This is a genomic window from Streptosporangium saharense, assembly GCF_014203715.1.
GTDB classification, from domain to species: Bacteria; Actinomycetota; Actinomycetes; order Streptosporangiales; family Streptosporangiaceae; genus Streptosporangium; species Streptosporangium saharense.
In genome coordinates this window covers 1,010,192-1,023,142 of record NZ_JACHJP010000001.1, presented here as the reverse complement: position 1 = coordinate 1,023,142, position 12,951 = coordinate 1,010,192, and the positions used below count along the sequence as shown (strand labels likewise).

The 12,951-nt window shown below is 71.8% G+C and carries 13 protein-coding genes; 6 read left to right on the top strand and 7 right to left on the bottom strand.

Annotated features, from left to right (window positions below; all coding sequences use genetic code 11):
• Window positions 1-70: 70 nt before the first annotated feature.
• Complete coding sequence (locus FHS44_RS05100) at window positions 71-730, top strand: response regulator (RefSeq protein ID WP_184712676.1); 660 nt, start codon at window positions 71-73, stop codon at window positions 728-730.
• A 1-nt stretch (window position 731) separates the two neighbouring features.
• Here the strand turns inward: FHS44_RS05100 and FHS44_RS05095 are convergent, their stop codons facing one another.
• The 3 genes from FHS44_RS05095 to FHS44_RS05085 are packed head-to-tail and all read right to left on the bottom strand — an operon-like array spanning window position 732 to window position 3,357.
• Complete coding sequence (locus tag FHS44_RS05095) at window positions 732-1,757, bottom strand: hypothetical protein (RefSeq protein ID WP_184712675.1); 1,026 nt, start codon at window positions 1,755-1,757, stop codon at window positions 732-734.
• Window positions 1,758-1,767: 10 nt separating this feature from the next.
• Entirely contained in the window at window positions 1,768-2,787 is a 1,020-nt protein-coding gene (locus FHS44_RS05090; RefSeq protein WP_184712674.1) for a hypothetical protein, read from the bottom strand.
• 39 nt (window positions 2,788-2,826) lie between these two features.
• Entirely contained in the window at window positions 2,827-3,357 is a 531-nt protein-coding gene (locus FHS44_RS05085) for a MarR family winged helix-turn-helix transcriptional regulator (protein WP_184712673.1), read from the bottom strand.
• A gap of 118 nt (window positions 3,358-3,475) precedes the next feature.
• On the opposite strand from FHS44_RS05085, the gene FHS44_RS05080 reads away from it, so the two are divergent.
• A complete protein-coding gene (locus FHS44_RS05080) occupies window positions 3,476-4,273 on the top strand; it encodes a MerR family transcriptional regulator (protein WP_184712672.1) in 798 nt (265 codons plus the stop codon).
• A 42-nt stretch (window positions 4,274-4,315) separates the two neighbouring features.
• Here FHS44_RS05080 and FHS44_RS05075 read toward each other — a convergent pair whose 3' ends face one another.
• Window positions 4,316-5,086 (bottom strand): DeoR/GlpR family DNA-binding transcription regulator, encoded by a 771-nt coding sequence (locus tag FHS44_RS05075; protein WP_184712671.1) that lies wholly within the window; start codon window positions 5,084-5,086, stop codon window positions 4,316-4,318.
• 104 nt (window positions 5,087-5,190) lie between these two features.
• Here FHS44_RS05075 and FHS44_RS05070 point away from each other — a divergent pair, with 104 nt between their 5' ends.
• The 4 genes from FHS44_RS05070 to FHS44_RS05055 are packed head-to-tail and all read left to right on the top strand — an operon-like array spanning window position 5,191 to window position 9,048.
• Window positions 5,191-6,072, top strand: coding sequence for an SIS domain-containing protein (locus FHS44_RS05070; RefSeq protein ID WP_184712670.1), 882 nt, complete (start codon window positions 5,191-5,193; stop codon window positions 6,070-6,072).
• 37 nt (window positions 6,073-6,109) lie between these two features.
• Entirely contained in the window at window positions 6,110-7,246 is a 1,137-nt protein-coding gene (gene nagA / locus FHS44_RS05065) for an N-acetylglucosamine-6-phosphate deacetylase (RefSeq protein ID WP_184712669.1), read from the top strand.
• Window positions 7,243-8,214, top strand: a complete 972-nt coding sequence (locus FHS44_RS05060; protein WP_184712668.1) for a 1-phosphofructokinase family hexose kinase — start codon at window positions 7,243-7,245, stop codon at window positions 8,212-8,214. Before nagA ends, FHS44_RS05060 begins: the two co-directional genes overlap by 4 nt.
• 12 nt (window positions 8,215-8,226) lie before the next feature.
• Window positions 8,227-9,048: a class II fructose-bisphosphate aldolase gene (locus FHS44_RS05055; protein ID WP_184712667.1), complete on the top strand. Its 822-nt coding sequence runs from the start codon at window positions 8,227-8,229 to the stop codon at window positions 9,046-9,048.
• Here the strand turns inward: FHS44_RS05055 and FHS44_RS05050 are convergent.
• The 3 genes from FHS44_RS05050 to guaB form a co-directional block, all read right to left on the bottom strand.
• On the bottom strand, window positions 9,020-9,976 hold the full coding sequence (locus FHS44_RS05050) for a hypothetical protein (RefSeq protein ID WP_184712666.1): 957 nt from the start codon (window positions 9,974-9,976) through the stop codon (window positions 9,020-9,022). The genes FHS44_RS05055 and FHS44_RS05050 overlap by 29 nt on opposite strands.
• A 287-nt stretch (window positions 9,977-10,263) precedes the next feature.
• Complete coding sequence (locus FHS44_RS05045) at window positions 10,264-11,382, bottom strand: GuaB3 family IMP dehydrogenase-related protein (protein ID WP_184712665.1); 1,119 nt, start codon at window positions 11,380-11,382, stop codon at window positions 10,264-10,266.
• 83 nt (window positions 11,383-11,465) lie between these two features.
• Window positions 11,466-12,947, bottom strand: coding sequence for an IMP dehydrogenase (guaB, locus tag FHS44_RS05040; RefSeq protein WP_184712664.1), 1,482 nt, complete (start codon window positions 12,945-12,947; stop codon window positions 11,466-11,468).
• Window positions 12,948-12,951 lie beyond the last annotated feature (4 nt).

The following is a 12,951-nucleotide window of genomic DNA, read 5'->3' as shown; positions in this document are numbered from 1 at the left end:
CAATCGCCGTTCGTGACACGTTTCCCACAGGGAACCGGCCCCCCGGACGCCCCCGAGACCTGGAGACACCGTGACGCTGCGCGTGCTGCTCGCCGACGACCACGCGATGTTCCGTTCCGGGATGCGCGCCGTCCTCGAAACCCAGCCCGACCTGCTCTGCGTCGCCGAGGTCGGCGACGGCCACGAGGCGGTCGCCGAGACCGTACGGCTGCGCCCCGACGTGGCGGTCCTGGACGTGCGGATGCCCAAACTCGACGGCCTGGCCGCGACCGAGGCGATCCTGGCGGCGCCGGGGAACGCCACCAGGGTCCTGGTCGTGACCACCTACGACAGCGACGAGTACGTCTACCGGGCGTTACGCGCCGGGGCCAGCGGCTTCCTGCTCAAGAGCCTGCCACCGGAGGAGATGACGTCCGCGATCCGGGTCGCCGCCCGGGGGGACGCGCTGATCGACCCCTCGGTGACCCGGCGCCTGATCGCCCGCTTCACCACCAGCATCGAGCCCGCGGCCGTACCCGCCGAGGTCGAACGGCTCACCTCCCGGGAACGCGAGGTGCTGCTCCTGCTGGCCGACGCCCGCAGCAACGCCGAGATCGCCGCGGCCCTCCACGTCGGCGAGGAGACCGTCAAGACGCACGTCTCCCGCATCCTGGCCAAACTCGGCCTGCGCGACCGGGTCCACGCCGTCGTCTACGCCCACCTGAACGGCCTGGCCGGAACGTCCCGGTGAGTCAGGAGCTCGGACGGGTGACGCCGAGCGGGTCGAGGGGCGCGGCCGGGTCCGCGAGACGCTCCAGGTCACCGCGGATCAGGAGCTGGTTGGCCAGCAGGACCGGACCGTCGGGCTTGACGGTCAGCAGGGCGCGGTGGACCGTACGGTCGCCCGAGGTGACGTCGTCGTGCGTGATCGTCTCGACCAGATCGCCCAGGGGCTTGCCACCCGGCTTGGCGGCCGTGACGAGGCGCTCCTTGAAGACCTTGCCCACCTCGGCGACCCGGGGCAGCACGCACACCACGTCAACCGCCTTGTCCGCCGTCGAGGCGGGCCCGCGCAGGCCGACGCCGTACAGGATGACCCCGCCCGGCTGCCTGGGAGCCATGATGACCGCGGCGGCCACGTCGCCGAGGCAGTCGGCGACGGCGGCGTGGCCGGGGTCGTCGGCCAGAGACGAGCCGGTGCCGAGCGCCCCCGCGACGGAGTCGGCCGCGGCACCTGCGACCAGCGCGGAGTCGGTGACGACCACCTGGTTGAGCTGGTTGGTCAGGCCGAGCGCGGTCTGCGGCCCGGCCAGGTCGAGCATGTTGTCCTTGTTGAGGGACAGCCCCTCCTGACCGCCGATCTCGCGGGGTTTCGCCCCCATGGAGGTGAGTTTGGCGCTGATGCCCGAGGCGTCGAGGGTGCCCTCGACGCGGATCGCGGACTTCGGCGGTGTCCCGGCGATGACACCCCGGTCGGCGGCGAACACGTTGAGACCGGTCGCCTCGGCGATCCGCTGCCCGCCGACGGCGAAGTCACCGAAGCCCGAGCCGACGGCGGCGACCCAGCGCCGGTCCTGGCCGGGGCCCTTGTCGGTGACCACACCGAGCTTGCGCCAGTGCGCCATGTCGCCGTATTCGAGGTAGGTCGCGGCGGGCCCCGAGGCGTCGAGCCGCGCCATCGTCTGGCGCAGCCCACCCTCCGCCTCACCGGAGCCACCGGTGCCGCATCCGGCAAGCACCAGCCCCGCAACCGCCAGAGTCCATCCGAGAGCACGCATGCCCAGGACCCTAGTCATCCTCCCCACCCGACACGTCACCCGAAAGGGTGAAAGGATCACCCCTTCTCCCCTCTGAGGAGGACTCCCCCTGCGACGAAGGTCGCATCAGCCCGCACAGTCGCTCGACGCCCAGCCCGCTGACCAGCAGCCGTTCCCTGGCGTTGCCGAGCAGCGCGCCGGTCCAGGTCGTGAACCCGCCGTCCCCGAGGTTGACGACCTCACCCTCCGGGGTGGTGACGTCGATCCCGAACGCGGCCCCGGTGTAGTAGCCACGTCCCGACACCCGTTCGTCGTCGAAGCCGAATCCGACCTCCGGATGCCTCGGCGCCAGCACGTCAAGGACCCTTTCCCGCAGTGCCGTACGGCGCCGCCCGCCTGTCAGGTCGGTGAAGCCGACCCGCACCCGGCCGAGTCCCCTCAGAACGTCAAGGTGGACTTCGACGTGCTCGACGAGGGTCTCGACGTCGAAGGAGCCCTCGCCCCTGCCCGCCGTACACAACCCGAGAAGGGCGAAGTGCGGCATCATGCCCGGCCCGAACGGCTGCGCGCGCAGGACCCGCTGCACGGCGCCGAGCCGTACCCGCGTCCGGGAGCGGGCGTCGGCCCGCAGCAGGTCGCGGCGGCGCAGCGCGCATTCGAGGGCCAGGACGTTGGTCACGTCGGAGACGACCTCGGTGGTGCGGGTCGTCGTCACCACCTTGTCCTGGCTCACGGTCGCCACCGCCGAGGCCGTGCCCAGCGGGCAGACGGGCGCCAGGGCGAGAGCGGTGAACCCGTGCCGGGTGAGGCACTCGTGGGCCAGCAGGGTCAGCCGCGCCAGGTCGCCCGCGTCGACCGGCGACGGGGCCGTGAACCTGTCGTGTTCGTAGCGCCGCAGCAGGCCCGCGGGCGTGACGGCCGCCGCGCGACGCCGGTAGACGGCCATCATCAGCGTCTGGAGGTCGGCCGGGGACAGCCGCTCGACCAGCGCGTCGAGCATCCCGGGTGCCGCCCCCTCGCGAAGGATCCGTCCGAGCCAAGGGTCGTCCATCACCCCAGCGTGACGTACGGCCCGCCACCCGGCATCGGATTATCCGGCGTTACGGGAGGCCCGTCGTTCCGGGCCCTCCTTCTCCAGGTGCCGCAGGACGTGCCTGAGCGACTCGCCCAGCTCGGTCAGCCGCCGCTCGCCGAGGCCGGAGAGCACGAACCGCTCCTCCCGGTTGAACTCGGGGAACAGCGTGGTCATCAGCTTCTCGCCCTCGGGGGTGAGGGAGAAGACCGTCCGCCTGCGGTCACTGGCCGGGATGTCCCGCGCGATCAGCCCGCGTGTCTCAAGCGTCTGCGCGACCCCGGTCAGCGTGCCCTTGGTGATGCCCGCCTCCGCGGCGACGTGCCGGTTCTCGATCGACTCCCAGATCCACACGACCCACAGCACCACGAAGGCGGTCCAGGTGAGGTCGGCCTCCTTCAGCACAGTCTGCTCGACGTGGTTCCTGATGGACGAGGCCACCCGGTAGAGGTTCGAGATCGCGGTCATCGCGCGGAAGTCCAGCTCAAGCCCCTGGAGCTTCCCCGAGACGGCCTCCTCGGTTTGCCGCAGGGTGTGCGCGCCGCTCACAGACAGGCTCCTCGGGGGGCGGCGGAATCATCCGGACCCTGACGATCCTAGACGATTCCCCACAACTGACCGGCGCGGACTTGAACCTCACGCGACGTGAGGTCCTACCGTCGAGGTCGTGATCGGAGAAGACGCGGCCGGGCACCGCTGGAGCGTCGGCGAGCTGGCGCGGGCGACCGGGGTGACCGTGCGTACGCTGCACCACTACGACGAGATCGGCCTGCTGCGGGCGAGTGGACGTACGGCCTCGGGCCACCGCCGCTACACCGAGGAGGACCTGCGGCGGCTGTACCGCGTGCGGGCGCTCGGCGCGCTCGGCATCCCCCTTGAGCGGATCAGGAGCGTGCTCGACTCCTCGTCGGAGGACCTGGCGGGGATGCGCGGGCTGCTGACGGCCCAGCTCGGCCAGCTGAACGCGCGGGCGGACCAGCTCCAGCGGCTCGCCCAGCAGGTCCGCGGGCTGCTGGAGCGGCTTGAGGCCGGGTCGATGCCCGATCCCGACCAGTTCATGACGACCTTGGAGACGATCTCGATGCTGGACCGCTATTTCACCGAAGAGCAGCGCGAGCAGATGGCCCAGGGCATCGCCGCCGCGGGTCCCGAGGCCGCGGAGGCGACCAAGCGGCGCTGGGCCGAGCTGGTCGAACGGCTACTGGACCACGTGCGGAACGACACCCCGGTCGACGACCCCCGGGTGCTGGACCTCCTGGGCGAGTACGACCGGCTCGGCGTCCCCTTCCAGCCGGAGGGCGTCACCGACGAGCAGCGCGAACGGCTGAGGACCGCGGTCCAGCGGATGTGGCAGGACCACGGCGACGACATCGTCCGCAACCTGCCCTGGTCCGCCGAGGAGATGGCCGCCCTGCACACCTACCTGGACCGCGCCCGCGCCACCCGCGACGCCCCGTCCACGTGAAACACCCAGAATCCGGTACGGCGAGCCCGCTCCCCGATTCCCCTACACCCGGACGACCTTCACGCCCGCGTCGGTGAACCGGGCGGCCTCCTCGTCCGGCAGCCCCTCGTCCGTGATCAGGGTGCCGATCGCGTCGATCGGGCAGATCCGCGCGAAGGCCCGCCCCCCGATCTTGGAGGCGTCGGCGACCGCGACGACCTGGGAGGCCCTGCTGATCAGCAGGTTGTTGACGCTCGCCTCGCCCTCGTGGTGGGCGAAGGCGCCCGCGACCGGGTCGAGCGCGTCCACCCCGAGGAAGGCGATGTCGAGCGCGACCTGTTCGAGCACCGCGGAGGCCAGCGGCCCGATCAGTTCGTAGGACTGCGGCCTGGCCACCCCGCCGGTCAGCACGATCTTCACGTGCTGCCTGACCGTCAGCTCGGCGGCGATGTTCAGCGCGTTGGTGACGACGGTGAAGCCGAGGTCGGGGTCGGCCCTGATCGCCAGCGCGCGGGCGACCTCGGAGGTGGTGGTGCCGCCGTTCAGGCCGACGATCGCGCCCGGCGTGACCAGTTCGGCGGCGGCGTCCGCGATGCGCTGTTTCTCGTCGGCGTGGCGCGCGGTCTTGTAACGCAGCGGCAGGTCGTAGCTCACGCTCTGGGAGACGGCGCCGCCACGGGTGCGCATGAGCATCTGCTGCTGGGCGAGCTGGTCGAAGTCGCGGCGGATCGTCGCCGTCGAGACGGTCAGCGCCTCCGCGGCCCGCTCGACGGACAGCCGTCCCTCCTGCGAGAGCAGTTCGAGGATGGCGTTCCAACGCTCATATCGGCTCACGGTAGCCAGCCTCGCACACGCGCCGATCAAAACCCACCTCTGCACAAAGCTGCTCATTTCTGGTATAAATCACTCATAAACGAAGCTTCTTGGGGAGGCGCGCCGTGACCACGCACACCGAAGCCGAGATCGCGTCCCAGCCCGACTGCTGGCGCAGAGCCGTCGCCGAGACCCCGAGGGACGCGCTGCCCCGCCCCGGGGAGCGGGTCGCCGTCATCGGCTGCGGCACCTCGTGGTTCGTCGCCCAGTCCTACGCGGTCCTCCGCGAGGAGGCGGGGCACGGCGAGACCGACGCCTTCGCCGCCTCCGAGTTCCCCACGGGCCGTCCCTACGACCGGGTCCTCGCGCTGACCAGGTCCGGCACGACGACCGAGGTCCTCGACGCGCTCGCCGTCCTGCGTGGGCGGGGCGTCAGGACGAGCGCCGTGACCGCCTCCCCCGGCACCCCCGTCATGACCGCCGCCGACGAGATCGTGATGCTCGACTTCGCCGACGAGAGGTCCGTCGTGCAGACCCGCTTCGCCACGACGCAGCTCGCCCTGCTCCGCGCCCACCTCGGCGAGGACCTGACCGGCGCGGCCGCCGACGCCGAACGGGCGCTCGCCGCCCCGCTCCCCGAGGTCGCGCTGACCGCCGAGCAGTTCACCTTCCTCGGCAGGGGCTGGCCGTACGGCCTGGCGCTTGAGGCGGCGCTGAAGATGCGTGAGGCGTGCAGGGCGTGGACCGAGTCCTATCCCGCGATGGAGTACCGCCACGGCCCGATCAGCATCGCCGGGCCCAACCGCGTCACCTGGGTCCTCGGGGAGGGCGCGCCGGGGCTGCGCGACGAGGTCGAGGCCACGGGTGGAGCGTTCCTGGACAGTCCTCTCGACCCGATGGCCGAGCTGGTCACGGTCCAGCGGGTGGCGGTGGCCAGGGCACTGGCCCAGGGGCTTGACCCGGACGAACCACTCAATCTGACCCGCTCCGTCATCCTCCCCTCCTGACCATTGACCCGTGGGAGAAGCGGGAAGGACTGACGCCATGAGCATCACACTCTCCGACGCCCGTGTCGTGACCCCCGAAGGTGTCCACGAGGGCTGGCTCACCATCGAGGACGGCCGCATCACCCACGTGGGCCGCGGTGCCGCCCCGGGACCGGGCCTCAGCCTCGGGGGCCGCCACGTGGTCCCGGGCTTCGTCGACATCCACTCCCACGGCGGAGCCGGAGGTTCCTTCCCCAACGGCGACCAGGAGGAGGCCCGCAGGGTCGTCGGCCTGCACGCCGAGCACGGGACGACCACGATGATGGCCAGCCTGGTCACCGCGACCACGGCCGAGCTGTCCAGGGCCGCCTCCGCGCTGGCCGACCTGTGCGACGACGGCCTGCTGGCCGGTATCCACCTCGAAGGCCCCTACATCTCCAAGGCCCGCTGCGGCGCGCACAACCCGGCTCTCCTGCGGGACCCCTCCACGCAGGAGTTCACCGAGCTGCTCAAGGCGGGCCGTGGCCACGTGCGGATGCTCACCCTCGCCGCCGAGCTGCCCGGCGCCCTGGACACCATCAGGGAGGCGGTCGCCAACAACGTGATCGCCGCCCTCGGTCACAGCGACGCCGACTACGAGCAGACCCTGCGGGGCATCGAGGCGGGCGGCAGCGTGGCCACCCACCTCTACAACGCGATGCCGTCCCTGCACCACCGCGACCCCGGCCCGGTGGCCGCGCTGCTTGAGGACGAGCGGGTCACGGTCGAGCTGGTCAACGACGGCGTGCACGTCCACCCGGCGATGATGCGCCTGGCCTACGACGTCGCAGGTCCCGGCAGGACGGCGCTGGTCACCGACGCGATGGCCGCCACGGGCATGGGCGACGGCGTGTACGGCCTGGGCCCGATGCGGGTCGAGGTCGTCGACGGCGTCGCGAGGCTGGCCGGGGGCGGCTCCATCGCGGGCAGCACGCTCACCATGGACGTGGCCTTCCGCCGAGCCGTACAGCAGGTCGGACTGTCACTTCCCGAGGCGGCCGAGGTCACCTCGCTCACCCCCGCCAGGGTGCTCGGCCTGGCCGACCACCTCGGCTCCGTCGCCGTCGGCAAGCGGGCCGACCTCGTTGTGCTCACCGACGACCTGGAGGTCTCCGGCGTCATGCGGCACGGAAAGTGGACAACGGCTCCCCGATGATCTCCCCGCCCGCCCGCGGTCCGGTCCTGACCGTCACGCTGAACCTCGCACTCGACGTCACCTACGTGGCCGGAGACGTCGACTGGGACGGCGTCAACCGGGTCGGGACCGTGCACCGCAGGGCGGGCGGCAAGGGCGTCAACGTGGCCAGGGTGCTCGCCGCCCTCGGCTGCGAGGTGCTCGTCACCGGTCTGGCGGGCGGCCCGAACGGCGAGGCGGCCCTGGCCGACCTCACCGCGGCGGGCCTGCCCACGGCCCTCACCCCGATCGCCGCCCCCTCCCGCGCCACGCTGGCCGTCCACGACCACGGCCGGGAGGTACGGCGCACCGCGCTGTTCAACGAGCCTGGCCCGGCCGTCACCGAGGACGAGATCGGGCGGTTCCTGAACGACTACGACACCCGGCTCAGGGGTGCCGCCGCGGTCGTGATCTCCGGCAGCCTGCCCACCGGGGTCTCCCCGCGCCTGTACGCCGAACTCGCCGCCCGCGCCCGTGCTTGCGGCGTCCCGGCGATCGTGGACGCCGACGGCGAACCGCTCAGACACGCCCCCGGCGGGCACCCCGAGATCGTCAAGCCGAACGCCGAGGAACTCGCGCGCGCCCTGATCGGCTCCGATGAGCCTCAAGGACCGGGCGCCGCCGTGCGGGGAGCCCAGGTCCTCAGGCGCTCGGGGGCCAGGGCGGTCGTGGTCTCCCTCGGGGCGGACGGCCTGCTCGCGGTGACCCAGGAGGGGGCGTGGCGGGCGGCGATGCCGTACCGGGTGGAGGGGAACCCGACCGGCGCGGGTGACGCGCTGGTCGCGGGGCTGACGCTCGGCCTGGTCGAGGGCACCCCCTGGCCGGAACGGCTGCGCCGGGCCGCGGCGCTCGGCGCGGCGGCGGTCGCGGCCCCGGTCGCGGGTGACTTCGACGCCGACGTCCTGCGGGAGGTCCACCCGGGCGTCCGGGTGGAACCGGAACCGGTGTAACGGAGGTCAACCATGTCCCTCGCCGGAATAGGCGACATCATCAGGAACGCCCCGGCGGGCGTCGGCGCGTTCAACGTCGTCCAGCTCGAACACGCGGAGGCGATCGTCGCCGGGGCCGAGGCCGCGGGCACGCCCGTCGTGCTGCAGATCAGCGAGAACTGCGTCCGCTACCACGGTGCGCTCGCCCCGATCGCGGCGGCCTCGCTGGCGGTCGCCAGGGCGGCGGCCGTACCCGTCGCCGTCCACCTCGACCACGCCACCGACCGCGCGCTCGTCGAGGAGGCCATCGCGCTGGGGGTCGGCTCGGTGATGTTCGACGCCTCGGCGCTGCCCGACGAGGAGAACGTGGCGCTCACCGCCGAGGTCGCCGCCCACTGCCACGCCCACGGCCTGTGGGTCGAGGCCGAGCTCGGCGAGGTCGGCGGCAAGGACGGGGTGCACGCTCCCGGGGCGCGGACCAGGCCGCACGAGGCCGTGGACTACGTGGCCAGGACCGGCGTGGACGCGCTGGCCGTGGCCGTCGGCAGCTCGCACGCCATGACGACCAGGGACGCCGTGCTCGACCTGGAGCTGATCTCCGCGCTACGCGCCGCCGTCCCGGTCCCGCTGGTGCTGCACGGCTCCTCCGGCGTGCCCGACGACACCCTCCGCGCCGCCGTACGGCACGGCATGAAGAAGATCAACATCGCCACCCACCTCAACAGGACCTTCACCGGGACGATCCGCGACCACCTGGCCGCCGACGCCCGGGTCGTCGACTCCCGCGTCTACCTGTCAGCGGCCCGTACGGCCGTCGCCACCGAGGTCACGCGTCTCCTCGGGGTCCTGAACTAGGCCAGGTCCAGCGGATGCCGATCAGGCCGGGGCGCAGGGAGTCGGCCACCAGGTGGACCGCGTGGTGGGCGTTGAGGGTCAGCTCGCCGTGGTCGTGCTCCTCGGCGGCGTGGTCGTGGCGGGCGAAGCGGCGGATGCCGACGGGCAGCGCCGAGGCGGCGAAGCTCACCCTGAGCGTGTACTGCCCGGCGGGGAAGCGGAACCCGCGCTCGTACTCGGTGGTCTCCACCCCGCTCGGGTCGGCCAGTTCGTAGCGGATCACCTGGGTCTCCCCGACCCGCAGCCTGCGGTCGAACAGCAGCTCGGCCGCCACGAGCGCGGTCGGCCCGTCCCGCCTGACCCTGCCGACCCGGCAGTCCTCAAGCGCCCTGATCCGCACCCGCTCGACGTCGCACCCCAGGTCACCCCGGTAGACGATGATGTGGCGGTCGGTCGGCTCCTGCGCCCGCACCACCTGGAGCGTCTCCCGGCGCACGACGCTGCGGTCGGGGCCGATCTGCAGCGTCTCGTACATCCCGCCGATGTGCAGCCGCCTGTCGTCGGCGGCGCCGTCGAGGTCGTGCAGCAGGGCGGAGAGCGCGCGGGAGGGTTCGAGGATCGTGGCGTAGGAGATCGGGCTGGACACGACGCCACCGCCCTGCCCCCTGCCCCGGGGCCGCGGCGGTCCGAGCAGGCCCATCAGCGAGCGCGGCGGGAGGATGAGGATCTCCTCAAGCGCCCGTACGGCCCGCAGCGACTCGGGCCGCTCGGGACGGCGCAGCCCCTGCTGCCAGTAGCTCAGGCTCGTCATCCCGACCCGCAGCCCGCGTTCCTCAAGGCGGTGGCGGAGCCGGTCCAGCGTCAGCCCCCTCGCTTCGACGGCGGCGCGGAGCGCGACGTGGAACGGGCCTTCCCGAAGAGCGACCCGCAGCTCACGATCATCCGACACATGGGAATGTTCACAGATTTTTCGGCTTACGTCACTTTTACCGACGCAGACAGTGTCAATTTTGTAACCACCCACGGGTCTGCGTCGACATTCATGACAATGTCCCCCGATGCCAATTCCTGGCACCCGTTGCACACTCCAGGGTCGCGACCTGGGAACTTCCCGATCGGTGACAGTTCCGTTTCGGAGCGACACGGGACAGAACTCGGATGTGCGGAAAAACACACGTGCCCGGAGCGAACCGCCCCGGGCACGGAAAGCGCCTCCGGTTTCCCGAAGGCGAGAGGTCAGGACCCCTGCGGGGCCACGACGACCTCGACGCGCTGGAACTCCTTCAGGTCGGAGTAGCCCGCGGTGGCCATCGTCCGCTTGAGCGCGCCCATGAGGTTCATCGAGCCGTCGGCGACCGAGGAGGGGCCGTGCAGGATCTGCTCCAGCGTGCCGACCGTGCCGAACTGCACCCGCTTGCCCCGGGGCAGCTCGGGGTGCTGGGCCTCCGAGCCCCAGTGGAACCCGCGGCCCGGAGCCTCGACGGCCCTGGCCAGCGGCGAGCCGACCATGACCGCGTCCGCGCCGCAGGCGATCGCCTTGGCGATGTCGCCCGAGGTGCCCATGCCGCCGTCGGCGACGACGTGGACGTACCGGCCGCCCGACTCGTCCATGTAGTCACGACGGGCCGCGGCCACGTCGGAGATCGCGGTGGCCATCGGCACCGCGACGCCGAGCACCGTGCGCGTGGTGTGCGAGGCGCCACCGCCGAAGCCGACCAGGACACCGGCCGCGCCGGTCCGCATCAGGTGCAGGGCCGCGGTGTAGGTGGCGCAGCCGCCGACGATCACCGGCACGTCCAGCTCGTAGATGAACTGCTTCAGGTTGAGCGGCTCGGCCCGCCCGGAGACGTGCTCGGCGGAGACCGTGGTGCCGCGGATCACGAAGATGTCCACGCCCGCGTCGATGACGGCCTTGTGGTACTGGACCGTGCGCTGCGGCGACAGCCGGACCGCCGTGGTCACCCCGGCCCCGCGGATCTCCTCGATGCGACGGCCGATCAGCTCTTCCCTGATCGGCGCGTTGTAGATCTCCTGGAGCCGCCTGGTCGCGGCCTCCCCCTCAAGCTCGGCCACCTCGGCCAGCAGCGAGGCCGGGTCGTCGTAGCGGGTCCACAACCCCTCAAGGTCGAGTACGGCCAGCCCGCCGAGCCTGCCGACCTCGATCGCCGTCGCCGGGGAGACCACGCTGTCCATCGGGCTCACCACGACGGGCAGCTCGAACCGGTAGGCGTCGATCTGCCACGCGATCGAGACCTCCTCCGGGTCACGGGTGCGACGGGAGGGGACGATGCCGATCTCGTCGAGCGCGTAGGCACGGCGGCCGTTCTTGCCGCGACCGATCTCCACCTGAGTCATATGCCTGTCTTTCCATGTCGTGCCTGTACGGCGGGCCGTACCGTGCCGTCACGGTCCGGCCCGCCACGAGAGCCGGGAGGACTCTACCGGCGGTGGTAGTTCGGAGCCTCGACGGTCATCTGGATGTCGTGCGGGTGGCTCTCCTTGAGCCCGGCCGCGGTGATCGGCATGAGCTCGCACCTGGTGTGCATCTCCGCGATCGTGCGGCACCCGGCGTACCACATGCCCTGGCGCAGGCCGCCGACGAGCTGGTGGGCGACCGCGGCGATCGGCCCACGGTAGGGGACCTGTCCCTCGATGCCCTCGGGGATGAACCTGTCCTCGCTGCCGACGTCGGCCTGGGCGTAGCGGTCCTTGCTGAAGGAGGCGCCGCCGCGCTCGCGGTTGCGGACCGCGCCCAGCGAGCCCATCCCCCGGTAGGACTTGAACTGCTTGCCGTTGATGAAGATCAACTCACCGGGAGACTCCTCGCAGCCCGCCAGGAGCGAGCCGAGCATGACCGCGTCGGCCCCGGCCGCGATGGCCTTGGCGATGTCGCCGGAGTACTGCAGGCCGCCGTCGCCGATCACCGGGATGCCCGCAGGGCCCGCGGCGAGCGAGGCCTCGTGGATGGCCGTGACCTGCGGGGCACCGACGCCCGCGACCACCCGGGTGGTGCAGATGGAGCCGGGCCCGACGCCGACCTTGACCGCGTCGGCCCCGGCGTCGACCAGCATCTGGGCGCCCGCGCGGGTGGCGATGTTGCCGCCGATGACCTCGACGCCGCTGTTGGCCTTGAGCTTGGAGACCATGTCGGCCAGGCCCTTGGAGTGGCCGTGCGCGACGTCCACGATGACCACGTCGACCCCGGCCTCGATCAGGGCGGCGGCACGCTTCTCGGCGTCCTCGCCCACGCCGATCGCGGCCCCGACGACGAGCCTGCCGTCGGCGTCCTTCGTGGACAGGGGGTACTGCTCGCTCTTGGTGAAGTCCTTGACGGTGATGAGCCCGCGCAGCCGTCCGCCCGCGTCGACCAGCGGCAGCTTCTCGATCTTGTTCTTCCGCAGCAGCGTGAAGGCGTCGTCCCTGGAGACCCCGACCGGCGCGGTGACCAGCGGCATCTTGGTCATGACCTCGCGCACGGTGCGGCTGTGGTCGCTCTCGAAGCGCATGTCGCGGTTGGTGACGATGCCGACCAGCACGCCGCTGCCGTCGGTGACCGGGACGCCGGAGATGCGGTAGGTGGCGCACAGGCGCTCGACGTCGGCGAGCGTGTCGTCGGGGGAACAGGTCACCGGGTTGGTGACCATCCCGGCCTCAGAGCGCTTGACGAGATCGACCTGCTGGGCCTGCTCCTCGATGGAGAGGTTGCGGTGCAGGATGCCGATGCCGCCCTGACGGGCCATGGCGACCGCCATCCTGGCCTCGGTGACCGTGTCCATGGCCGCGGAGACGAGCGGAATGCGCAGGGTGATCCCCCGCGACAGGCGGGTGGTCGTGTCGGCCTCACCCGGCTGTAGATCCGAATAGGCGGGAACCAGGAGCACGTCGTCGAACGTGAGCCCGGTCTCGGTGAACCTTGCCATCTGC